This is a genomic window from Arthrobacter sp. FW305-BF8 (assembly GCF_021789315.1).
Lineage (GTDB): Bacteria > Actinomycetota > Actinomycetes > Actinomycetales > Micrococcaceae > Arthrobacter.
Map to the genome: position 1 here is coordinate 999,751 of NZ_CP084561.1, position 22,842 is coordinate 1,022,592.

The 22,842-nt window shown below is 62.3% G+C and carries 16 protein-coding genes and 4 pseudogenes; 9 read left to right on the forward strand and 11 right to left on the reverse strand.

Annotation, left to right across the window (positions count from 1 at the left end; translation table 11 throughout):
* The first annotated feature begins 601 nt into the window (after nt 1–601).
* From LFT45_RS04535 to LFT45_RS04545, 3 genes are read left to right on the forward strand one after another with little or no spacing between them, the layout of a single operon-like run.
* Nucleotides 602–1,666, forward strand: coding sequence for an NAD-dependent epimerase/dehydratase family protein (locus tag LFT45_RS04535; RefSeq protein ID WP_236808961.1), 1,065 nt, complete (start codon nt 602–604; stop codon nt 1,664–1,666).
* A 16-nt stretch (nt 1,667–1,682) separates the two neighbouring features.
* Entirely contained in the window at nt 1,683–2,471 is a 789-nt protein-coding gene (locus LFT45_RS04540; RefSeq protein WP_236806979.1) for a sugar phosphate isomerase/epimerase family protein, read from the forward strand.
* A gap of 33 nt (nt 2,472–2,504) precedes the next feature.
* Complete coding sequence (locus tag LFT45_RS04545) at nt 2,505–3,257, forward strand: IclR family transcriptional regulator (protein WP_236807017.1); 753 nt, start codon at nt 2,505–2,507, stop codon at nt 3,255–3,257.
* Between the two features lie 661 nt (nt 3,258–3,918).
* Here LFT45_RS04545 and LFT45_RS23335 read toward each other — a convergent pair.
* The 7 genes and pseudogenes from LFT45_RS23335 to LFT45_RS04580 form a co-directional block, all read right to left on the reverse strand.
* On the reverse strand, nt 3,919–4,032 hold the full coding sequence (locus LFT45_RS23335; RefSeq protein WP_336885611.1) for a hypothetical protein: 114 nt from the start codon (nt 4,030–4,032) through the stop codon (nt 3,919–3,921).
* Nucleotides 4,033–5,369: 1,337 nt separating this feature from the next.
* Nucleotides 5,370–6,197: pseudogene (locus LFT45_RS04560) on the reverse strand (citrate/2-methylcitrate synthase).
* Nucleotides 6,198–6,279: 82 nt separating this feature from the next.
* A pseudogene (locus tag LFT45_RS23255) lies at nt 6,280–6,435 on the reverse strand (citrate/2-methylcitrate synthase); the annotation flags it as partial.
* A 176-nt stretch (nt 6,436–6,611) separates the two neighbouring features.
* Complete coding sequence (prpB, locus tag LFT45_RS04565) at nt 6,612–7,517, reverse strand: methylisocitrate lyase (RefSeq protein WP_236807019.1); 906 nt, start codon at nt 7,515–7,517, stop codon at nt 6,612–6,614.
* Entirely contained in the window at nt 7,518–9,038 is a 1,521-nt protein-coding gene (locus tag LFT45_RS04570; protein WP_236807020.1) for an MmgE/PrpD family protein, read from the reverse strand.
* Nucleotides 9,031–9,639, reverse strand: a pseudogene (locus tag LFT45_RS04575) (GntR family transcriptional regulator). Before LFT45_RS04575 ends, LFT45_RS04570 begins: the two are co-directional and overlap by 8 nt.
* Nucleotides 9,629–11,128, reverse strand: a complete 1,500-nt coding sequence (locus LFT45_RS04580) for an aldehyde dehydrogenase (protein ID WP_236807021.1) — start codon at nt 11,126–11,128, stop codon at nt 9,629–9,631. Before LFT45_RS04580 ends, LFT45_RS04575 begins: the two are co-directional and overlap by 11 nt.
* Nucleotides 11,129–12,087: 959 nt before the next feature.
* Here LFT45_RS04580 and LFT45_RS04585 point away from each other — a divergent pair.
* The 5 genes from LFT45_RS04585 (at nt 12,088) to LFT45_RS04605 (ending at nt 17,991) form a co-directional block, all read left to right on the forward strand.
* Nucleotides 12,088–13,131 carry a sugar ABC transporter substrate-binding protein gene (locus tag LFT45_RS04585; protein WP_236807022.1) on the forward strand — a complete coding sequence of 348 codons (1,044 nt, stop codon included), beginning with the start codon at nt 12,088–12,090 and terminating at the stop codon, nt 13,129–13,131.
* A 56-nt stretch (nt 13,132–13,187) separates the two neighbouring features.
* Nucleotides 13,188–14,711: a sugar ABC transporter ATP-binding protein gene (locus tag LFT45_RS04590; protein WP_236807023.1), complete on the forward strand. Its 1,524-nt coding sequence runs from the start codon at nt 13,188–13,190 to the stop codon at nt 14,709–14,711.
* A 14-nt stretch (nt 14,712–14,725) separates the two neighbouring features.
* Entirely contained in the window at nt 14,726–15,742 is a 1,017-nt protein-coding gene (locus LFT45_RS04595) for an ABC transporter permease (RefSeq protein WP_236807024.1), read from the forward strand.
* A gap of 340 nt (nt 15,743–16,082) precedes the next feature.
* Nucleotides 16,083–16,916: a mycofactocin-coupled SDR family oxidoreductase gene (locus LFT45_RS04600; RefSeq protein ID WP_236807026.1), complete on the forward strand. Its 834-nt coding sequence runs from the start codon at nt 16,083–16,085 to the stop codon at nt 16,914–16,916.
* Between the two features lie 49 nt (nt 16,917–16,965).
* Complete coding sequence (locus LFT45_RS04605; RefSeq protein WP_236807028.1) at nt 16,966–17,991, forward strand: amidohydrolase family protein; 1,026 nt, start codon at nt 16,966–16,968, stop codon at nt 17,989–17,991.
* A gap of 559 nt (nt 17,992–18,550) precedes the next feature.
* Here the strand turns inward: LFT45_RS04605 and LFT45_RS23260 are convergent.
* A complete protein-coding gene (locus tag LFT45_RS23260) occupies nt 18,551–18,673 on the reverse strand; it encodes a hypothetical protein (protein ID WP_272912745.1) in 123 nt (40 codons plus the stop codon).
* A 382-nt stretch (nt 18,674–19,055) separates the two neighbouring features.
* On the opposite strand from LFT45_RS23260, the pseudogene LFT45_RS04610 reads away from it, so the two are divergent.
* Nucleotides 19,056–19,503: pseudogene (locus LFT45_RS04610) on the forward strand (IS110 family transposase); the annotation flags it as partial.
* 897 nt (nt 19,504–20,400) lie between these two features.
* On the opposite strand, the gene LFT45_RS04615 reads toward LFT45_RS04610, so the two are convergent.
* The 3 genes from LFT45_RS04615 to LFT45_RS04620 form a co-directional block, all read right to left on the reverse strand.
* Nucleotides 20,401–20,832, reverse strand: coding sequence for a nuclear transport factor 2 family protein (locus LFT45_RS04615; RefSeq protein ID WP_236807029.1), 432 nt, complete (start codon nt 20,830–20,832; stop codon nt 20,401–20,403).
* Between the two features lie 280 nt (nt 20,833–21,112).
* Nucleotides 21,113–21,271, reverse strand: a complete 159-nt coding sequence (locus tag LFT45_RS23450) for a hypothetical protein (RefSeq protein WP_442863595.1) — start codon at nt 21,269–21,271, stop codon at nt 21,113–21,115.
* Between the two features lie 234 nt (nt 21,272–21,505).
* Nucleotides 21,506–22,705 carry an IS110 family transposase gene (locus LFT45_RS04620; protein ID WP_236807031.1) on the reverse strand — a complete coding sequence of 400 codons (1,200 nt, stop codon included), beginning with the start codon at nt 22,703–22,705 and terminating at the stop codon, nt 21,506–21,508.
* Nucleotides 22,706–22,842: the final 137 nt, after the last annotated feature.

Here is a 22,842-nt window from a genome sequence, read left to right on the forward strand (position 1 = left end):
GGGGGCCGGGCTGGTGCACGTCAGGAACCGCTTGTAAGTACCCATGTTCAAGCGCACTGGCATGCGCCTAAGCGGCCGCGAGCCTTGCTGCCGCGCAGGCCGCTCCGGTCACAGCGGGTCGCTCGGCGGCGTGGACTCCTGCAGCCCGTTACCCCGGGAGGCCCGTCAGCTGCGCCGCAACTGGGCGGTCAGCGCGGTGATGGCCGCACCCTTCTCGGCGGTGAGCCTGTCCGCATCGGCGACGAGTTCGGCCGATCTCCCCGGTGGAGGAGATCTTCCGACTGTCCCCTCGGTCCTCATATAGCCCGCCGCATCCGCACGGGCTCGGTCGAAGTGAACGGTGATGGTGCGGGATGGCTGGCGCCGACGGGTTGAAGTTCAGTGGGATCGGCCGTGAGAACGGCCCGAGGGCCTCAACGCCTACACGGAGCTCAAGGCCATAGGCCTACCGTGCGACACCGGCCGGTGATTTGAGCAGCCCGGAACGATTGGTTGACGCCTCGCGGTGTTCGGAATATCATTCAGATGTTCCTAATATTGAACGATGCGCGGAATCTATCTGCTTGGTCGACGGAGAACAGAGGAGTTTGATGTGGCGGTAATGGTGACCGGGGTGGGTTTTGTTGGCGGATATGCGGTTCGTGATCTGCTGGAGGCCGGCCAGGACGTGGTGATCTACGGATACCTGGGCGGTACGGGGGATCCCAACGGCGAGCTGCCCGAACTCGAGTACGTGGACTACCTGATCGGGGGCGGGGTGCGCGACAGGGTTAAGGTCGTCGTCGGTGACGTCGGAAACCTCGATGACATGACGCGCGCCGCCGAGCAGCATGGGGTTAGGGCGATCATGCATTTCGCTTCCCTGCTGCCGACTGCCACTGAGGCGCAGCCGTGGCTCGGGGCCCAAGTGAACGTCATGGGCACGGCGAATGTGTTCGAGACGGCGGCCCGGCTCAGCATGGACAAGGTCGTGTGGGCGAGCAGCAGCAGCGTGTTCGGTTCGCGGTCCGTTGGCCCTTCTGGGGTCGTTAACGACGACAGCGTCTTCGACCCGCACTTCGGTTACGGTGCCGCCAAGCTCATGGGCGAGAAGATGGCCCGGTCGTACGCGGAGAAGTACGGCCTGAACATCACCGGCGTTCGTCCGATGCGGGTCTATGGCTTCGGCGAGCATGTCAAGCTGAGTCGGGGAGGAGGCAGTTCCTGGCTCGCTGAGCTGCTGTACAAGCCCGCCCTCGGGCTGGGCCCCAGCAAGGTTCCGTTCGGGCACCGCAGCATCGGCCTCCTGTACGTGGAGGATCTTATTGCCGGAATGCTCGCCGCACTTGAGTTCCAGGAGCCGGACGGGGCTGCGAGCTATCTGATCGACGGTGATTACCGTCCAATCCGCGAAGCGGTCGACTTCGTGCGCAAACTTCTTCCGGAGGCGCAGATTGAAGTCGAAGACGCCGATCTCAAGCTGGCGCCCGGAGCGACGCTGCTCTTCGAGATGAAAACCGATTCCAGCAAGGCGGCCGAGGCGTTCGGGTACCGTGCCCGCCACGGCATGGAGGCCGGCGTCTACCGCACGATCAACAGGAACCGCATCTTCGCCGGGTTGCCCGAGCTTCCCGAGCCGCCAGAGGCGGCTGTGAAGCCCCTAGAGCTCGGTACTACGCATGCATAAGCTCTCCCTCTCGCCCATGACCGTTCTGCCGTGTTCGCCGCTCGAGCAGATCGATGCCGCACATAAGGCCGGATTCGACAGTGTGGGTCTTCGGCTCTTTCCCTCTCTGCCGTCAGACGTTGACGTCATGGCGGATAAGAGCCTTCAGCGGGACATCAAGCATCGTCTTGAGGACACCCAGCTTGAGGTCCTGGACATCGAAGTGGTGCGGGTCTCGCCTCGCATGGACCTGGTCCCCATCGACGCGGCGCTCGAATTCGCGGGCGGACTCGGAGCCCGCTGGCTTGCCGCGACCTCCGAGTCGCGGCAGGACTATCGAACGGAGGATGAGCCCGGCCTCGTGGGTCGTCTTGCTGAGCTCTGCGAGACCGCCGAACGGCACGGCATGGGGGTAATGCTGGAGTTCATGGCTTTTCGGGGCATCAGCACCCTGCAAGACGCGGTGCGGATCGTGACCGCGACCGGCTCACCCAACCTGGCCATCACTATTGATGCCCTTCATCTCTTTCGGTCCGGTGGGACGGTCGATGCCGTAGCAGCGGTCGACCCGGCGCTGCTGGCCTGCGTGCAGCTGTGCGATGCTCCACAGACCGCGCCCGCGGACCTCATCGAGGAAGCACGGCAAAACCGTCTGTATCCAGGCGAAGGCGATCTGCCACTGGCGGATCTGATGCGGATGCTGCCGGCAGATATCCCCGTCAGCGTCGAGATACCTTCCCGATCCCGGGCGCATCTTTCAGCCCATGAGCGCGCGACACATGCCGCACGCTCCGCCCGACCCATGATTCCGGCACCCAGCCTGTAATCGTGGACATCAATCATTCTAAGGAGGCTGCTGGTGCGGAATATTGGTGGTGGTGCACTCCCGGCCGCGGAGCACCGAACCGTTGCTCGGGTGATGTCGCTCCTCGAACTGGTTCTGGCCAGCAACTCGCAAGGGCTGACCCTCGGTGAGCTGGCTTCGATGATCGGGGCGCCCAAGTCCTCGGTGCATGGCCTGGCAAAGGGACTGGTTGCAACGGGCTACTTTCGTGAGGATAGGGGCCGGTACTTCGTGGGCTCCGCGGTTTCGATGCTCCTGGCCGCCGGCCCGAGCGCCCTTCCCGCCGTCTACCACCATGCACTGGAGGAATTGACTCAAACATGGGGTGAAACCTCCATGCTGGCGACCCTTGTCGGGGACTCGGTCGTCTATATTGACAGCGTGGAGTCGCGAACCTTCATCCGCGCTTCTCCGACCCTGAATGAGAGATTGCCGCTCTGGCCCAGGAGCAGCGGCAAGTGCTTCCTGGCAGCCATGTCGCCCGAACGTCTCGAAACCTACCTTCGTCGAAACAAGACGCTTCCCGTAGCCCGGGAGCAGGTACTCGATGAACTGTCGAAGGTGCGCGAGACGAACACCGGCTTCAACATCGGGGAGTCGATCGCCGATCACATCAGCATCGCCAGCCCAATCGTGAACGGGACGGCGCCCGCAACACTCGCCATAGCCCTCGTCGGGCCCAAGTCCCGCATGGAAGAAAACATGGACCAGATCGCCAAGAGCGTTCGTCAGACGGCGGCGTCCCTCTCGTCCCCAGCCCACGTCTGAGACGCTCCCGACATACTTCGTCGGGATCCAAACGCAGGGGACGGCGCTGTCGACCTTCCAGTCCAACAGCACCGCAGAATCGCCACTGCATGGTAAACCGGTCACGCGAAATAATTGCTCGGCCAACCGTTTCAAAGGAGAGACGATGAGTTCAGCTGTACCGATGGATCCGCGGCAGGGCGCCCAGCCAGACCTGAGACCAGTGGCCGCCAACTACCCGCAACCCAACGACAACTCAAACTTCGCCGGATTCCCGAACGGCCAAGTCACGGCAACTCCATGGCTCGGCTGGTGGGAGGCTGAACCGACCGAAGGTTTATGAACGCAGCCTGCCCCATAGAAACGGCCCGATTACAGAGTGGGGCAGGCTGCTGCCTGGCGGCGGACTTTCCTGACGGGCACGATTATGAAGTCCGGCAGCCCAACAAAAATGCCGTGATGTAGCGTTCGTGCCGGCCCAGTGAACGGTCAGTGGCCGCCGGCGGCGCCGTCGTGCTCCTAACGGGGCAGTGGTCGTGGCCGTCCCGAGCAGCCCGCTGACATTGTGGCAGCAAATTCTCGCCTACCAGGATGAGGATCAGCACGAGATCCGGACGCCGACGGACACAACCCAGACCCTCGGCAACCAGGTGCTTGCTGCGGACGGCTGGCGCGGCCGGGATCAGCTCCGATGCGCGGATCCGGGCGGCCAGCGAGACCATGACGGCGCGAAGCTGGCGGCGTTGAGTAGGAAAACGGGGTCGGTGCCCACCGGGGCAATGAGCACGCCTGCGATCGCCGGTCCTGTGAGCCTGGCGGTGTTGAAGGATGCGGAGTTAAGGGACCCGCATTGGCGATATGGTCCTGTCCCACGAGTTCGGAGACGAAGAACTGGCGTGCCGGCCCGTTAATGGCGCTGGCCAGCCCAAGACAGAAGGCGGCTTTGTACACCGGCCACAGTTGCGCCGCTCCGGTCACCACCAGGAGCCCGACGGACCAGTCCGCACAGGCCCATTGCCGTCTGCGTCCAAAGCAGGATCACGCGTTTTCGGCGCCGGTCCGCGAGGACCCCTGCGTAGGGGCCAAGCAGAAGCATGGGAAGAAACTGCAGGGCGTGGTGATGGCGACGGTGGTGCCGTGTAAGCGGCAACTTTAACTGACTGGAGACGGAAATTCTGATTGACCGTGCGGCAGTGGTTTTCGCGTCGAGGCGCTGTCGATCAAAGCTGGCACATTCCGGGCGCGAGCCCGAATCTCTAGGTGTCTGCGGTTTGCAGGTCACTCATTGTGTTGTTCCTATGTTGTTTCAAACTTGCCGTCGGTGCTGAATGGTTGAATCCGATACCGGACGCGTTGTCGTAAGAAATCGAGGATGCCCCATGGGCGGCCCGTTCCCTCCGGCTGGTGTGGGTTATGAGTGAGTAGCACCTTGGTCGCGCGCCGCTCGTCCAGGGCTTTGTAGCACTCGGGTGCCTGTTACCGGGATAGGGAGGTCGAACAACTTGCCGGGGTTGAATGTTGCAGTCCCAAGCGAGCTGGAGCGGCTCGGGCAGGAAGCGGCGCACGGGGCGGCCGGGACCGTCCTCGAGGTGTACCCGGGTGAAGAACAAGAGCATTTTTAGCTCGACTTCGTGGCCGACGTCGACGTAGCCGAAGCGCCCGGTTCCTCTACCGGGGGAGTAAATTGAGGCTGACTCCGTCATGGTTCCGGTCATACGTCTCCTTTGAGAAGAAGCGAGCTTGTCAAAAAAATTGTGGCCTCATGCCCACTCAACGCGAGTGGCCGCCCACAACCGCGGACCCGATCGCTAGTTCACTGAAGGCCGAAGCAAAATTAGGCTTCCCTTGTCTTCCCGTCAGAAAATGAACAGACGTCCATGCTAAAAGAGCGCCCTAGGTGTTAGGGCACGGCACTCGTCAAGGCCTCTCATTGAATCAACCAGCTCGACGAGGAGACCGGCTCAATGAGGAGAAGTGGAAACGACGAACTGTCGGCATGGCGGCCTCACCGTTCCTTCCCGTATTTCCCAATCCCACTCGCCTCCCAAGGCACGTCGCCAATCTGGTTGCAGATGAAGGTCCATCCTTTGCTCTTCAATGCAGGGATTCGATTAGCTGCTCAGCTCTGTCGCGTCACCCGGCGAGCCTGCCGTGAGGCGCCGTAAGCGTTGCGATTGATTGATGATCCGGGTGATCATCCGACGCCTCACCGATGGATCTTGGGCAGTCAAACTGCCGGTTGCAGGGAAGCTGCTCGTGCCCGTTATTTTCGCTGAGCGGGCGGATCAGCGAGTTGGATGCTGGCTGCTCCACGATGTGTGCAGTCCAGCCGGTGATGCGGCTGGCCACGAAGATGGGGTGTAAAAGCCGGGGTGCCGAAGCCCATGAGGTGGTAGGTGGGTCCGGAGGGGTAGTCGAGGTTGGGCCTGCCTCGTCCGGGGCCTGCTCGAGGCCGGCGTACAGGCTTAGGAGTTCGGCTCGGCGTTAGTGGGTGATCATCTTGTCCAGGGCTGCCTTCAGGGTGGTAACCCCGGAGTCGCCGTGCTTGTAGACGCGGTGGCCGAAACCCATGACCTTCCTCTTCCGTGCCAGGGCGTCTTCCGCCAAGTCCTGGCTCTGCCGCGGCTTCTTCCAGGGCTCTTCGCTGCGGATGCCGATTTCGTCGAAGATATGCATGACGGTTTCGTTGGCTCCGCAGAGCAGAGGGCCTTCGGGGGCTCCGATGGCAGACGAGTGGAGGTCGGAGAGGGGCGAGGTGACCATCCGGCCGGTGAAAGTTGAGGCGTTAGGGGAGTGCTCGGCGTAGAGGATCATCGAAACGTTGAAGGCATCCACCACTTCGTCCACGGGGTCTTCGTCCAAGGCCATCCATAGGAGGTTGGCCGAGTAGCCGAGGTCCGGGGGTCCCACGACGCCCAGGCCGCGCCGGGGGCGCTGGTCGTAGGCCACGACGGCCGACATAGCCGACCACAGGGCCGATTGCTTTCTTCAGGTTGGCGTCGGGCGAGGAATCCTCTGCCAATTCGTGCCGGGCTCCCAGCACCGAGGCCGCCGTGCGGCAGACGTCCATCGGATGGGCGTCCACGGGCAGGGCGCCGATGATGGCCTTGAGTGCAGGGTCGAGCAGCCGGCCTGCCCTTTCGCGGGCGATGAACTCGGCAAGTTGGTCCTGCGTCGGCAGTTCGCCGTTCCAGAGCAGGTAGGGACCTCCTCGAAGCTACATTTGGCAGCCAGCTCCTGGGACCGGAAACCCACCGTATAGCAGTGAACTTGTTTCTGCGTTGACCGTTGAACCGCCAGTGTAGTCCGCTACGGCGCCTGCGAGGCCTTTTTGTTCTGTGTCAGCCACGCCGAATTCCTTCGTTGCAGCTGGTATTAGTGCATATCGGAGATCTGAAAGTTGAAGATGCCGGAATCGAACTTGTTGTAGGCCTCGTAGTCAACGAGGTCATAGAGGCGGGCCCGGGTGAGCATTTCAGGCACACGTACCTGCTGGGTTCCCAGGCTCTTGAGCGTGTCCAAAACGCGCTCAGCGGCCCCCATGGCACTACGGAGTAGGGTGACGGGATAAATCACCATGTTCACGCCGACTGCCTGGAGTTGTTCTACAGTGAAGAGGTCGCTCTTGCCGAACTCGGTCATGTTGGCCAGGATCGGTACGTCCACGGCGTCCCGAATGGCACGGAACTCGTGCAGGTCACGCAGGGCCTCAGGGAAGATCGCGTCGGCTCCGGCATCGACCAGTGCCCTCGCGCGGTCTTTTACGGCTTGGAGTCCGTCCACTGCGCGGATGTCGGTGCGCGCCATGATGAGGAAGTTCGGGTCGCGCCGTGCATCCGCTGCGGCGCGGATCCGTTTGGTGGCGGTGTCCAGGTCCACGACGTTCTTGCCGTCGAGGTGGCCGCAGCGCTTGGGGTTGAACTGGTCCTCGATGTGGCAGCCGGCGAGCCCGGCGTTTTCCAGTTCCTGTACGCTGCGGGCCACGTTCATGGGTTCGCCGAAGCCGGTGTCGGCGTCGACGATGCAGGGCAGGTCGGTCATGCGGGCGATCTGCCCTGCCCGGGTGGCCACCTCGGTGAGCGTGGTCAGGCCGATGTCCGGCAGGCCAAGGTCGTTGGCCAGGACGGCGCCGGAGATGTACACCCCGGCGAAGCCCTTCTCCTCGATCAGCCGGGCGGAGAGCGGGTTGAACGCTCCGGGGAACTGCTGGATGGTTCCGGAGGCGAGGATTTTCCGCAGGTAAATGCGCTTCTGTTCGGCGGTGATTTTTGAGTACAGCATTTAGAACAGCCCCTTCGGTGCTGCCGAGAGGTCGATGACGCCGGGGGCGGCGGTGATATTGAGCTGGTCCAGCTCGCCTGCCGCGAGTTCCGGGAGGCGTTCGACGGCGGCAAGGAACCTTTCGATTTCATCGTCCGTCACCAGCCCGGCAGCCAGCGTGCGGAACTTGTTGACGTACTGCTCGCGGGTGAACGGGCGGGCGCCGAGGGGGTGGGCGTCGGCCACGGCGATCTCGTCGCGGATGACGGTGCCGTCGGTGAGGGTGATTTCCACGGAGCCGCCGAAGGCCTTCTCGGAGATGTCCAGCGAGTGGTACCGGCGGGTCCACTCCGGGTCCTCCACCGTGGACACCTTCTGCCACAGCTCCACCGTGTCCGGCTGGGTGGCACGTTCGGGGGAGTAGGAATCGACGTGGTGCCAGGCCCCGTCCTGCAAGGCGACGGTGAAGATGTACGGGATGGAGTGGTCCAGGGTCTCACGGGATGCTGTGGGGCTGTACTTCTGGGGATCGTTGGCGCCGGAGCCGATCACGTAGTGGGTATGGTGACTCGTCTTGATCAGGACAGACTTCACGTTCGCCGGATCGGTGGCCTCGGGGTGCTCCCTGTTCAGCTTGCGGGCGAGGTCGATCCACGCCTGCGCCTGGTACTCCGCCGAGTGTTCCTTGGTGTAGGTGTCCATGATGGCGCGCTTGGCCTCACCGGGCGTGGGCAGCGGGACCTCGTAGGAGGCGTCCGGGCCATCGAGCAGCCAAGCGATGACGCCGTCCTCACCTTCGTAAATCGGCACCGGGGAGGTCTGTCCGCGCGTGGACCTGTCCACCGCCTCCACGGCCATTTTCCCGGCGAAGGCCGGTGCGTGCGCCTTCCACGTGGAGATCTCGCCCTTGCGCGACTGCCGGGTGGCCGTCGTGGTGTGCAGGGCCTGGCCCACAGACTGGAAGATCGTTTCCACGTCCAGCCCCAGCAGCGTGCCGATGCCGGCCGCCGCGGCGGGACCCAGGTGGGCCACGTGGTCGATCTTGTGCTTGTGCAGGCAGATCGCCTTCACCAGATTCACCTGGATCTCATAACCTGTGGCGATGCCCCGGATCAGATCCCTGCCGCTGGAGCCCACATGCTGGGCAACAGCGAGGATCGGCGGAATGTTGTCCCCCGGGTGCGAGTAGTCCGCGGCCAGGAAGGTGTCGTGATAATCCAGCTCACGCACCGCCACACCGTTGGCCCACGCCGCCCACTCCGGGGAGACCCGCTCCCCGATGCCGAAGACCTTGGACCCTTTACCGCCGCTGGACGGGCCATGAGTGAGGGCCTGTGCGCGGGCCGCGACGATCGGGGCGCGGTTCAGCGAGGCGATGGCCACGGAGGCGTTGTCAATGATCCGGTTGATCACCATGTCCGTGACGTCGTCGGTGACCTCGACCGGGTCCGCTGCCACAACGGCGATCTTGTGGGCGAGCTGGTCCTCGCGGGCGAGGTTTTCCTCGCTCTTGTATACGCGGACGTGGTGTTCCTTAACCATGGGGCTCCTTCTTAATGTGGCGTGTGGGTGGCTTTGAGGTGGGAAAGAGTGAGGTGCAGGTGGACGGTGGTGGCCGCCTCGGCAAGCCTTGAATTGCCTTCGGCGATTGCGGCATGTTCTGCTGCGGCCGCCGTGAGCCGGGCCTGGTGGTCGTCGGCCAGCCTGCGGACCCGGACTAGATGGACGCGCAGGCTCCTCATGGCCTACGCCACGTAGGAGTCGGAGATGGCCGCGTCGATGCCTCATCTAAGCGTCTGACCAGCGCGTAGTAGTCGTGCCGGGCAGTGTCGTCGTCGAGCAGTTCGGGGCGCCGCCAACAGCTTTGCATGGAGGTCGGCGAAGAAGCCACGTTCACCTCGCTCGGCGGCCAGTGCGGCAGCCTTTACTTCCAGCGGTTCACGCAGCTCAAACAGCTCCTCGACACTGTCCAGCGAGATGTCGGTGACGAAGACGCCCAGGCCGCCTGCCGCCGTCGTCAGCCCTTCCGCCGTCAGCGGCTCAGGGGCTCCTGAACCGGCGTGCGGGACACGCCGAGGCGTTCGGATGGTTCGACTTCAGCAGGGACAGTTCCCGGGCGCAGGCGCCACTCATCAGCTTCTATAGTTGCGTGGAGCGTCGTTGAAGATCATGGTCTTTGTTTCAAGAAACGGCAGCAGGCCTTCGACCCCACCCTCGCGGCCGATGCCGGACTGCTTAAAGCCACCGAATGCGATACCAAAATCTGTTCGGAATGCATTGTGGCCCACTGTGCCCGAGCGAAGCTGGCCTGCGACCTCTCGTGCACGGTCCACATCGGGCGTGAACACGGAGGCGTTGAGACCATAGATGGTGTCATTTGCGATGTCGATGGCTGTGCGGTCATCCGGGGCAGGGATGACGCTCACGACGGGTCCGAAGATCTCCTCCTGCGCGATCCTCATGGAATTGTCCACACCGGCGAAGACGGTTGGCTCCACGTACCAGCCTGCGTTCAGGTAGCTCGGCCGTCCCCCACCCGTCGCGACCGTGGCACCCTCCTGCCGCCCAGCCGATATGTAGGACTCGACCCTGTCGCGTTGGTGCTCGGCCGCGAGCGGGCCCATTTCAGTGGTGGGGTCAAATGGATCACCCACACGGATCTTCGAGTAGGCGTCGGCCAACGCCTCGACCAGAGCGTCGTGGCGCCCTCGGCTGACGATCACCCGGGTCAATGACGAACACACCTGTCCGGTGTTGAAGCATCCTCCGGCGGCGAGGGTGGCCGCCGTAGCCTCGACGTCTGCGTCGTCGAGCACGACCGCCGCTGACTTGCCGCCGAGTTCCAGGGTGACTCGGGCCACCCGCTCGCCAGCGAGCGAGGCGATGCGACGTCCCGCCGCAGTGGACCCCGTGAATGTGATCTTGTCGACCCGTGGGTCCCGCACAAGAAGCTCGGAGACCTCACGGTCGGCCGGGACAATGTTAACCACGCCCGCGGGCAGCCCGATCTCCAGAAGGATCTGCCCGAAAATGTGGGCCTCACCGGGAGCCTCGGGAGAGGGCTTCAAGATGACGGTGCAGCCAGCCAAGAGCGCTGGAGCGACCTTGTATGTGATCTGTGCCAGCGGTCCATTCCAAGCCGTGATGGCGCCGACCACACCGACCGGCTCCCGGACCAGCAGTCCAAAGTTCCCCCCGGCCGTCGGAGTCGCCGGCCTCTCGAAGTCGAATGTGTCGGCGAGCCCGGCGTAATAGTCGAAGGTGTCGGCGTAGGCCGGCGTCAGCGCCGAAGCCTCGGCGTACAGCACTCCGGACTCACGCGGCCACATTTGGCTGAAGTCGTCTGCCCTCGCCCTGATACCGTTCGCGATGGCCCTAAGGTATTCCGCCCGCTGCGCATGGCTGAGGCGTGGCCAGGGCCCCTTGTCGAAGGCCTCACGGGCAGCCGAAATCGCACGTGACATATCGCCTGCATTCGCGACGGCAACCCGCATCAGTTCCTGTTCGGTTCCGGAGTCAATAACCGGAAACCGCTCACGGGAAGAAGGGGTGACCCATTGGCCTCCAATGAGAAACTTGTCAACCGAGGTCAACCGCTGGATGGTAGAGGGGATCGAACTGGCGACGTTCATGCGCGTCATCCTTCCGAAGATCTGATAGCGCTGGTGGACCTTGCTGCCGGTCTAGCGCAGAACGAGTGTGTGGAGTGCGTGGGAGGCTCGCGGCCGAACATTCTCGAGTCGTCGCGGCAGCCGGAGACGGGTGGCGTTCATCCCAAAGCGTCCTCGGCGGTCGGTGGTGGGTTCGAAACCAGAGCTGAGCCAAGCTTGTCAAAGCTCGCCATTGTCCGGGACATCCGGGTCCTCCGTTTTTATTTACGCACGGTGAGACGATATGTCGAAGGAATTCGTTGTGTCAAGATTCACATGGGCCTGCGATGCCACGCCTTAGCTCATTTCTGCCGTTAACCTCGCGCGCCCGACCCCCTCGGCGGAGCCCGGCGGGACCGTAACTCCGATCAGGCCGCAGGGCCTAACGAACTCTTTGCGCGAAATGGGGAAGTGCCTGTCGCGCCGAAACGGGCCTGCGCCAGCAAGCGTTCTCGGAAGCCTTTCCCAGTGGGCGTCAGCTGCTGACACACCAGGAGAAAAGCACGCTTCGTTCCTTCCTTCTTTCCTTGGGTGTCACCTTCCGCGCGTTGTTAATGTTCGTGGGAGAAGGCCCTGGAGGGCCGGACGTGCAGGATGAATGTGAGTCTTGACACAACAAGCTCCTTCGACATATCGTATGACCGTGCGTAAATAAAAACGTTCGAGTCGGATGTCCTGACTAAGAGTGAGCCTAGCAAGGGTGCTTTTCGAAGCGGCAGGGGCCCGAGCCTACGGCGCGAGTGACAGTCCCGGAGTGAAACCCGCTGGGCTGGGGCGGGCAGGGGATGAACCCTGTACGACCCGCCAGTCAGTTCAAGAATTAAAGTGCGGCCTTTAGTTAGGCCGTGCTGTCAGGTAAAGGGCGGCGTTTCGCACGCGTGCTTTAAGACAGCAACGTCTAGGTGAGCAAAGAAGCTCAAGAATGACAGAGGTGGAATCAGATGAATCGACTGAAGACGCTGCGGCGGATAGCTCTGCTGGCCAGTGGAGCGGTCTTATCCGTCACAGCCATTACTGGCTGCGGGAACAACGCCAGCGGCACGAATGACGGTGAGAAGGTCGTGGGGTACTCCCAGGTCTCACTTAGCGAACCCTTCCAGGTGACGCTGAGCAATCTCTTCCTTCAGAACGCAAAGGACATTGGGCTAAAGACCGTAGAGAACAACGCGAACCAGGACTCCCAAAAACAGTTCTCCGGCATCCAATCCATGATCCAAGCAGGAGCGAAGGGGCTGGTGATCAACGCCGTCGATGCGAAGTCAGTTGTTCCTGCAATCGGCTACGCGAACGGTCGGAACATCCCGGTCGTGGCAATCGACAGTGCTCCAGCCGGTGGCGACGTCTACATGGTCATCCAAGCCGACAACACCGATATGGCTGCCAAGGCCTGCAAGGCGTTGGGTGAAGGCATTGGGGGCCAAGGCGAGGTTCTGATGATCAACGGTAGCCTAAAGAACTCGAGCGGCATCCAGAGGCAGCAAGGTTTCCTAAACTGTATGAAGCAGAGCTTCCCCAACGTGACGCTGTATGACGAGGTGGCCAACTGGGACCCGGCCAAGGCCGCAAGCATTGCGCAGACGGTCCTGACCGCCCACCCCAAGATAAAAGCGATCTACTTAGCGACTGACACGCTCTACCTGACGCCGGTGTGGTCGGTGTTGGAGCGGCTGGGTATGGCCCATCCGGCGGGCGAGTCCGGGCACATTTTCATGGCCAGTATCGACGGGTCTCCGACTGGTCTAGCCGGCATTAGGGCCGGTCATCTCGACGTCTCTATATCCCAGCCACTGGACCGTTACGCCGAGTTTGGCGCGAAGTACATTCAGGCTGCGCTTGACGGACAGAAGCAGGAGCCCGGCGAGACTGATCACGGGCCGGTCAAAGAGGTCGATGGACTGCTCGTGAACTTCATTCCGAGCGACATCGTGACCAAGGACAACGTCGAGGAGTCCACGCTCTGGGGCAACCTCGCCGCGAAGAAGTGATCCGAACCGATGAGGCTACCTGAGACGCCCTCGGTGTGGTGAACGGAAAGGAAAGCATGCGTCTATCTGAGAATGTCGATGCCCCGGCACTCGTTGCCCGCGGCATCACGGTCCGCTTCGGACCCACCCTTGCCCTGGACCGGGCCGCTCTGACGGTTCGACAGGGGGAAGTGCACGGGCTGATGGGTCGCAATGGAGCCGGGAAGTCGACGCTGGTCGCCGTCATCAGCGGTCTCCTCCACCCTCAAGACGGCGAGGTGCAGTTCGATGGGTCGCCAGCGCCCAAGCCAGGTCATGTTGCTTCCTGGCGCCGTCATATCGGCACGGTGTACCAGAAGCCGATGATCGCGGATGAGCTGTCAGTATTGGAAAACTTGTTCCTCGGGGCGCCGGTCGTAAAGAGCGCCGGCATCGTCGACTGGCGGGCGATGCGTGAACAAGCAGCAGTCGCTCTTGAGGAATGGGGTGTCGATTTCGACCTCGACATCCCTGCCGGACGGCTGACAATCGGACAACGGCAGCTACTTGAGATCTTGCGGATCATGATGCTCGGCCCCAAGGTAATCGTTCTTGACGAGCCGACGGCCAAGGTCGGACGCGCGGAGGCCGAGCTGCTAATAGAGCATATTCACCGGTTGCGTACACGGGGTATCTCGTTTGTTTACGTTTCGCATCACCTCGATGAAGTCCTTGAGGTTTGCGACAACATTACCGTGGTGCGCAACGGTGTGAACGTCTGGACGCGTCCGGCCGCCGATACTACTGTGGCGGACCTGTCTGCAGCGATGAGCGGCGAGGAAGTTTCGCGCGCCGGCATCATCGGGCGACGTACGCTCCACCACGATCCCATGCGCGGATCCGACGAAGTCGCCCTGTCCGTGCAGAAACTGACGACCGACAGCCTGCAGGAGGTGAGCTTCGAGCTCCGTGCTGGCGAGTGCGTGGGTCTGGCAGGTTTACGGGGCAGCGGCAACCAGGAGGTCGGTAGGGTGCTTGCCGGGCTCGTTCCCGCGGTGTCGGGGCAGATCCAGGTCGCGGGGCAGCGAGCCCGGCCTTCAAAGGTTCGGACAATGCTGAAGGCAGGTGTGGGGTATGTGTCGGGGGATCGCCACTTCGACGGCTTCGTTCCAGGCATGAGCATTGCCGATAACCTAACGATGGCAGTCCTGCCCAATCTGAGCCGTTATGGACTGGTTGACGGTGCCCGGAGCGACGCCATGGTCGCTGATCTCTCGGACCGACTGGGCATCGTCGCATCCTCGCCGGCCCAAGCCGTCTCGAGTTTAAGCGGCGGCAACCAGCAGAAGGTAACGCTTGGACGGGCAGTAGCTTCCAATCCAAAGGTTCTCGTGCTGGATAACCCCACCGCCGGTGTCGACGTCGCCTCTCGCGAGTCGTTATTTGGTGCCGTCGCGCAGGCATGTGCCAGGGGCGCCGCAGCGCTGGTCATCTCTGACGACGAAGAAGAGTTAAAGCGTTGCAGCCGGATTCTGGTCATGGTTAAGGGTCGATTGACCAATGAGCTCGCTGGCGGTTATGGAGACTCCGCCATCGTGGCCGCAATGAGCGAAGGGAAATGATCGTGGAGAATGTAATGACCAAAAAACGGGACTCGAGTAAGGTTCAGGCGGAACCGCGGCCGAAGCGGGGATTGCGTGTGCAGCTACCCGCGAACCTGCTGCTCTTTCCTGCGATCCTGGTGACGTTCGTTCTAGGGGCCCTGGTGAGCCCGACCTTCCTCACCCCGGCCAATATCGTGCAGAACATTGGTAGCAGCTCGGCCCCGTTGGCGCTCCTGTCACTCGGAGTGATGCTGATCATGCTCACCGCCAATTTCGACCTGTCATTGCAATCGACGATCGGGTTCGCACCCATGGTTGCTGCGCTCCTCATGACACCGGTGAGCTTCGGAGGCACCGGTCTGGAGCTGAATCCGTACCTGGGCCTCGTATTGGCCCTAGTTATCGGGGCGGCTATCAGCGCCTTCAACGGTTTCCTGGTGGTCAAGATCGGACTGAACGGCTTCATGGTCACCTTGGCAATGCTCATTGTCGTCAGCGGTCTGACACTGGGATTCAGCAACGGCCAAACCTTGTCTCCTCTGCCAAAGCCCTTCACCTACCTAGGCAATGAGCAGTGGGCCGGGATTCCCGTCTCGGTCTGGCTGGTCGGGTTCCTCGCGCTCATCCTCGGCGGCTTCCTTCGCTTCCACCGGGCTGGTAGGGCGATATACGCGATTGGCGGAAATCTCAACGCGGCACGGGCTTCAGGTATTCGCGTTGACGCCATTCGTTTGGGCGTCTACGTCGTGGGTGGTGCGCTAGCCGCACTCGCCGGGGTCGTGACCTCAGGCATCACCAGCGCGGTAACGGCCAGCCAGGGCAACAACACAATCTTCAGCGCGTTCGCAGCGGTCGTTATCGGCGGCGTGAGCCTGAACGGTGGAAAGGGGACTGTCCTCGGGGTTCTCATGGGCGTCCTACTCTTGGGCAGCATCACGAACGTGCTGACCCTTGCACAAGTTTCGTCCTTCTGGATCGACGCCTGCTACGGCGTGGTCATTCTTCTAGCACTACTGGTGGGAAGAATCGGCGGCAAAGAGAACGCATAAACCTGCGCACTTTTGCTCCAACGACCGAAATTCAAGCGACAGGTCGTAGGAGCGTAACGAATGGTTCGACTTGCAGGACGGCGGCAAGGACGTCTTCCGTTCGGCGAGTGAGAGCGGGCGAGGTTTGTCCTAACGCCGGCTTGGACGGAAACACAACAAAAAACGTGACATATCGAGCTCGGCTCCGGAGACATCCGACGAAACAGTGCACAAGTCAATCGCACCGTGGGCTAGGACGCTTCGGCCAGTGGCGATATGTCGTTGCCGAGGAAGGCGAATGCACATGACAATACATGCAATCTCACATGCGAAGAAGCACGATTGGAAAGGGGTTTAAGTGATGGGCCGAGTTGAAGGTAAGGTCGCGTTCATTACCGGTGCAGCGCGAGGGCAGGGTCGCTCACATGCGATCCGGCTCGCCGAGGAGGGCGCCGACATCATCGCGATCGATGCGTGCGAGGACCAGCCGAACCTGCCCTATCCGGGAGCGACGGAGGCGGATCTGGAGCAGACGGTCAAGGCTGTGGACGCACTCGGTCGCCGCATCGTCGCAAGGAAGGCGGACGTACGTGACTTCGGAAGGCTCAAAGCGGCGGTTGACGAGGGGGTGGCTGAACTCGGTAGGCTCGACATCGTGGTTGGCAATGCCGGCATCGGGGCGCTGCCCAAGCGGGCAGAGGAGTTCACCGAGGATGTCTGGAACGACATGCTCGATGTCAACCTCACCGGCGTTTGGCGCACCGTCAGGGCGGCCCTACCGCACATCCGGGCCGGCGAGCGGGGTGGGTCCATCATCCTGACCAGTTCCATTGGTGGCCTCAAGGCGTTTCCCAACATGGGCCACTACGTAGCTGCGAAGCACGGTGTGGTCGGCATCGCCCGCACCTTCGCCCGGGAGCTTGCCTCCGAGTGGATCCGCGTGAACACTGTCCACCCGACAGCGGTGCCTACCGACCTCCTCCACAACGAGACGTTCTACAAGCTTTTCCGACCCGACCTGGAGAACCCAACCAGCGAGGACATGATTCCGGCCGCGCAGGCGGACAACGAGATGCCGATCCCGTGGGTCGAGCCAGAGGATATCTCCAATGCAGTGCTGTGGCTCGCATCTGACGAGGCCCGGTACGTCACCGGTGTCGCGCTGCCCATCGATGCCGGATGCATGCTCAAGTAACGGATCGAGGCGGTTTACGGCATTGGCTACGACACACAATGAGGTGGCAATGGGCACCGCGACGGAGATAGAGATTCTCGACCCAGAGCTCGAGATCATCGACCCGCACCACCATCTCTGGCCTCCCACGGGGGCCGTGGTGTCCATGGCAGCTGGGCCTGGACAGCAGACGGAGAAGGGCGCGCAACTGCCCGACTGCCCACCGTACTCTTACGCCGATCTCCGTCGCGATGCGACCTCCGGGCACCGTGTTGTCGGGTCGGTGTACGTCGAGTGCTCGTCGTTCTATCGCGATGACGGCCCAGACCATCTCAGGCCCGTCGGGGAGAGTGAGACAATCGCGGCGATGGAACTCCGCGATGGGTTGTGTCAGGGCATCGTTGGATTCGCGGACCTGATGATGGGGACATCCGTGAAGGAGGTGCTGGAGGCGCATCTGGAGGAGGCGGGTCCGCGGTTCAAAGGGATTAGGCACTCGGTTGCTTGGGACCCGGATCCGGGTGTCTACGCGACCTATCGTCGGCCGCCGGGGGGATTACTCCTTGATTCGCGCTTTCGAGCCGGCGCCGCCGAGCTCACGCGACGAGGTCTCAGCTTCGACACTTGGCTAAATTTCCACCAATTGCCCGAGCTCACAGATTTTGCGTCAGCAAATCCCGACCTCACGATCGTGCTGGACCACCTTGGTGGACCGGCGACGACCGGACGGCATGTCGGGCACCGGGACGAGGTACGCCGCGAGTGGCGCGAGCACATGATCGCGGCAAGTCAGCGGCCCAACGTCTTCCTTAAGCTGGGTGCAATCGGGATGCGCGCCTTCTCAGGACCGGAGCTGTTCGCCGGGAATCCGGTGACAGCAGAGCGGATCGAGGACTATTGGGGGTCCGACGTGCGCTTCTGCATCGATACCTTTGGCCCAGAGCGGTGCATGTTCGAGAGCAACTTCCCGGTCGACCGCGCACTCTGTGACTACGTCACTCTCTGGAATGCTTTCAAGCTGATTGCATCCTCTTACTCGCTCTCAGAGAAGGAATGGCTCTTCGCGAGGGCGGCGCGGGCCGCGTACCGCCTTTAACCAGTGCCTGAACCCCATTCACAGGTTGTCCGCAGCAGAAGTGGGAGCTGCTGTAGGAGGAAAACAGGTGCCTGGGCCGAGGGGCAAAGACACTTTTGCCGGAGATTTTCCGGCCTGCTTCATGATTGGCTGGCTGCCCGGGATGAGGGGCGGCTCCGGCCGCACTGACTCTTTCCGGACGTAAAGAGCGAAGCGGATGGACGAATGCCCATGAGAGGGATGAGTTCAAAAAGTCTCAGGACTGAGAACGAGCGGCTCAAGGAAAAGCTGGAGAAACCGGAGGCCTTGGTCGAGATCCTGGGAAAAGCTGTCGCGCTTCCGGACGCGGCCAGGAGTGCGACAGCTACAGATCCCCCACAGACGAGTGCCGGTGACGGTCGAAAAGTGAGCCACTGTGACGGCGGCGAATTTCAGTGGTCGTTGCAGGGGTTTATGAATCTATCGGTGGTGGAGCAACTCTAGCGAGGTGTTCGGCGGTGGGGGGCCCCAGGTCTGTGCCCTTCGGAAAGTACTGCCGCAGCCGCCCACTGATGCTCTCATTCGATCCGCGCTGCCACGGCTAGGCAGGATCGCAGAAGTACACGGGAGTGAGAGTGCGCTGCGTGAAGCCCTGGAAGCAGGCCATGTCGGTGCCCTGGTCCCAGGCGAGGGAACGGTGCAGATGTGCCGCTAGAATGCTCATCGTTTCTGCTAGCCGGTCGCGCAGGTTCTCACTCCGCGGGTGCCTGCCAGGTGCACGAGGATGATGTACTGCGGGGTCCGTTCGACCAACGTGGCAAGGGCCGAGCAGTTGGCCTTTCCAGCTATTAGATCACCTTCGTTACGTTCTAAGGGTGGGTGATTTTAGGGCTGGAGTAGGGTCCTGATCACTTCCCTTAGGGCAGCGGGTATGGCTGAGATCGCCCTGCCGGCGGGACGGTTCATTGGGAATGGCCGCCCACTGCTCTTTTAAACAGCTCGACCGCTCATTGAGACTCGCGCGAATGGATCGTTTGATGAGGACGTGCCGGGCATGGCTGTCAGCCAAGGGGAACACCGCGAACAACCAGGCGACTGGGCAAACGATGGCAACGATATGGGCAGCGATCGACTCAGGAAAGCGTGCTCACGACTGCGTAGTGCTGGAACCGACCGCGTGCTGCACTCGAAGCGGGTCGAGAACGACGAAATAGCACTGCTGGAACTCATTGCTGCGGTACTGGGCCTGGCTGCTGGCGGTGAGGTGGTGTGGGCTACGGATCTGAACTCCGGCGGCGCAGCTTGCTGATCGCGCTGCTAGTCGGCCACGGACAGCAGCTGCTCGATATTCCGGAACGGAGGATGCATCACGCTGCAGCAACCTACCGCGGTGACGGCAAGACCGGCACCAAAGACGCAAGAATCATCGCGGATCAGGCACGGATGCGCAGCGATCGGCAGCCCATGCGGTCCGCCGATCAGATCAGAACCGATCTGCGCCTGCTCACCGCCCGCCGCACCGTTCTGGTCACGGTCGACGGGCTCCGCTCAATCTCCTGGCAATGGCCCGTACGCTGCGCCGGGCATGCAACAGATCCAGGATCGTGATCCGTTCCGACTCGGAGAGAAACCGGGCGGAGATCACTGAGGGCCGCTGCCGCGAATTTGGTGCGTACTTCTTGACGTCTCCGGACTTTAACATGGCCGCGTGGCCGTGCCGCCAGCGAGTGCCGGAACTGCGACTGACCCCCACGATCCGGCAGGCTTCAGACGTGCCCATTCCCTGTTTCATCAGCTGATCATGAGTGAGCACGGGCAGCGTTCTTCGGAGGGGCCCCTCTGCGTTCTTTTCATACGTCCCAATTGCAACTCCCAATCACTCAGGTGTTGCAACGAGCGCTGGACGCGAGCCCACGAAATGGCTGACTTTTCGACCATCGCTGGTAGAAGAGCCGGAGTCTGACGGTCCTCAGTGGCTTACGAAACGCGGCGACGGGACGTCCGACTCGGCGTAATTGCAACCCTGCCGGCGGTCCGTTACGGGGGTCCGGCGGTACTGCCGGTTGCTCGGGCACTCGCATGAGTGGCCGCGACCGGAGAGACCAATTGTTCGTGGGCCAAGGCCAGAATGATGGCTGCTGAGGCGGCGCGATATCCTTAGTCCGGTCCAGACCTTGAACTACCCTGCAACCCCGAGGGATTCGAAGCGTTCTGGGAACTCCAGCGGGTGAAATGGTCGTTCTTCTACGACCACAACAACCACCACCTGCACCGGGTCTGAAGTGGGGTTCACGCCGGCATCCGTACACGACGGCACCGCTACTCTGATACAGGACAGCCCACCGGACCCACTACCGCCGCCACCCTAGCGCGTTCGCAAGCCACCAACAATCGACAGGCCGCCTCAGGAAGCGCGGATTTTACAGCAATCCAATCCAAGAACTGTGACAATCAGCTTGATAAATTGTCGTTGACTACCTTGGTGGGCATATAGGCCACAGGCGTCTGGTCGCGGACAGTCCTGCGTCGCAGCCGCAAGGTTCCGTCCTCGTCCCGGAACTCGTCATGGTAGCGGCCGACGGCCGCGACGACCCAGCCCGAGGGCTCGTGGACGAGGAAGAGGAAGTCGCTCACCGCGTGCAGGTGGTCGTCTTGAGCATCGACTATTGTGTTCGCGACTACGTGGCGCTGCGGCCGGGCAGGCGCGATGGTCTCCAGGACCTGACGGATTTTGTCGTGGCCGACGTAGGTGCCGGACGGGATCTCCCAGACCGCGTCGGCGGTGAACATCGCAACATAGTCCTCGGTGCGCCCGTCATCGGCGGCGTGCGCGATCGATGCCAGCCGATTGCGGACCGAGGCATCTGCCGTGATGTGTGACATGGCGGCTCCTAACCAGGACGAGGAACCGGGAGCCAATGGCTGCTCGACGATGAGCGCCGCTCCCGTATTCCGAATGTTTCCCAGCCTAAGCATGCGACATGCGAAATGCAAGTTCGTAGTTATGGACGCGTTGAGCAAACAGCCCGCCTCTGACCTAGGACACCGACACGATCAGCCTGAGCGAAAGATGCCTCGGAAGCCACTCCCAATCGTGGGGCACCGGTATGACCATCATTGATTCGTACCACGGGAGGACGCCCGAACAGTGAGGAGAGGTGCTCTAGCGATGTGAGTCCAGTTGGAAGAACAGGTCCACGACGTTTCGCTGAAACCGAATGTAGCCGACTTCATTGACGGTCATCCGACCGTTGCGTCGTAATCGGACCAGGCCCCGAGGCAACCTGCCACTTTGGTGGGCGCTTTGGAGCCGGGCGAACAAATCGATAGCGGTGGCTAACAGGACCCTGTGACCAGGGTTGGGTCGCCCATAGTCCTAGACCAGTCAAGTGGTGTTTTTGGCCGGTGCCCGGAGGCCCGTGCGGGATGATGGTGGACGCTTCAGTTGGGAACGCGCCGGTGGCCAGGTGCAGGATAGGGCCGCGTTTGAGGCCGCGTTGGTGATCGAGGTTGAAGTCCCGTAGCGACTTGCGGGGGGGTGTCCCTATGCTTTTCGTCAAGCGGCCTGGGCGGGTTTTTCCTCGTAGAGGGTTCCGTGTCTGAGCATTGAGTAGATGACGTCGCAGCGGCGCCGGGCCAGGCAGATGCCGGCGGCGTTGTGTTTCTTTCCCTGTGCTCGTTTCTTTTGGTAGTAGGCCTTGGAAGCGGGGTGGTGGCAGCTGGCGATCCAGGCGGATCTGAAGAGGGCGTTCTTGAGTTGTTTGTTTCCTGATCGTGCGGGGAATTCGCCGCGTATCGAGGTTCCGGAGCGGCGTGTGACCGGGGCGATGCCGGCGTAGGCCGCGAGGTGCCCGGGAGAGGTGAACGTGCCGGCGTCGCCGATGGTCAGGAGTATCGTCGCTGCGGTCTTGATGCCGACTCCCGGCATGGACATCAAGACCTGGGAAAGAGGGAAGTCATCTAAGAGCTTTTCGACTTCTTCGGCCACGATGGCTCGCTGGTGTTTGAGTTCCTTGATCTGGGCGGCGACGCGGGGGATGACCAGCTCTACGGCTTCGGTGCAGATCACGGTGACCGTCTGCTCGCTCAGAGCCATGAAGATCGCGTCGACCAAGTTCACCGGATCCTTCCGGCTGTGGTTCCTGGTCCAGCGCAGCACGTTGGACCGCCCGGCAGCCCGCAGGCCGGTCGGCCCCGAGTACTTGATGAACAGCTCCAGGACCAGGGACCGGGTCAGCACAGTTCCCGGGAAGACCCGCTCCAGGGCGGGGAAAATCTGCAGCAGCAGGGACCGCAGCCGGTTGATCGCCCTGGTGCATTCATGGGTCAGGTCCGCGTCGAATCCGGAGAGCACCTTCAGCGCCGCGAGCACCTCGCTGTCCCGGTCAACGGCGCGCAGCGTGTGCGGCATCGCCCGTGCCGTCTCGGCGATGATGAACGCATCCCGCGCGTCCGTCTTGGACTTTCCCGGGTACAGGTCAGCGGCTTTGCGCATCGCCAGGCCCGGCAGGTAGGCAACGGTGCAGCCGCAGTCCCGGGCCACCGCTATCGGCAGTGCGCCGATAGTGTTGGGCTGGTCCACGATCACCAGCACCCGGCCGTGCTGCTGCAGGCCGGTGAAAAGCTCGCGCAGCCGCGCCTCGTCCTGCGGCAACGGCTTGTCGAAGACCCGTTCGCCGGCCGCGTTCAACGCGGCGGCGTGATGCTCGGACTTGCCGACATCAAGCCCGCAGTAGACCTCGTATCCTTCGTCCATCCGGCGCTCCTTTGCACCACTCATGGCCGCAGTCACGACACCCGATGCTGGCACCCACGTTACAAAGAGACCTGGCCCCGCGGAAGGAGCCGGCCGTGTCCCTATCAGCAGTCAACGCGTGTCTCCGAACCTGGCGA

Bases quoted from the DNA above. Each gene is read 5' to 3' on its own strand.
- LFT45_RS04535 (WP_236808961.1), top strand. From the start codon at position 602: ATGGTGACCGGGGTGGGTTTTGTTGGCGGATATGCGGTTCGTGATCTG.
- LFT45_RS04540 (WP_236806979.1), top strand. From the start codon at position 1,683: ATGACCGTTCTGCCGTGTTCGCCGCTCGAGCAGATCGATGCCGCACAT.
- prpB (WP_236807019.1), bottom strand. From the start codon at position 7,517: ATGCTGTACTCAAAAATCACCGCCGAACAGAAGCGCATTTACCTGCGG.
- LFT45_RS04570 (WP_236807020.1), bottom strand. From the start codon at position 9,038: ATGGTTAAGGAACACCACGTCCGCGTATACAAGAGCGAGGAAAACCTC.
- LFT45_RS04580 (WP_236807021.1), bottom strand. From the start codon at position 11,128: ATGAACGTCGCCAGTTCGATCCCCTCTACCATCCAGCGGTTGACCTCG.
- LFT45_RS04585 (WP_236807022.1), top strand. From the start codon at position 12,088: ATGAATCGACTGAAGACGCTGCGGCGGATAGCTCTGCTGGCCAGTGGA.
- LFT45_RS04590 (WP_236807023.1), top strand. From the start codon at position 13,188: ATGCGTCTATCTGAGAATGTCGATGCCCCGGCACTCGTTGCCCGCGGC.
- LFT45_RS04595 (WP_236807024.1), top strand. From the start codon at position 14,726: ATGACCAAAAAACGGGACTCGAGTAAGGTTCAGGCGGAACCGCGGCCG.
- LFT45_RS04600 (WP_236807026.1), top strand. From the start codon at position 16,083: ATGGGCCGAGTTGAAGGTAAGGTCGCGTTCATTACCGGTGCAGCGCGA.
- LFT45_RS04605 (WP_236807028.1), top strand. From the start codon at position 16,966: ATGGGCACCGCGACGGAGATAGAGATTCTCGACCCAGAGCTCGAGATC.
- LFT45_RS23260 (WP_272912745.1), bottom strand. From the start codon at position 18,673: ATGAGCATTCTAGCGGCACATCTGCACCGTTCCCTCGCCTGGGACCAG.
- LFT45_RS04615 (WP_236807029.1), bottom strand. From the start codon at position 20,832: ATGTCACACATCACGGCAGATGCCTCGGTCCGCAATCGGCTGGCATCG.
- LFT45_RS04620 (WP_236807031.1), bottom strand. From the start codon at position 22,705: ATGGACGAAGGATACGAGGTCTACTGCGGGCTTGATGTCGGCAAGTCC.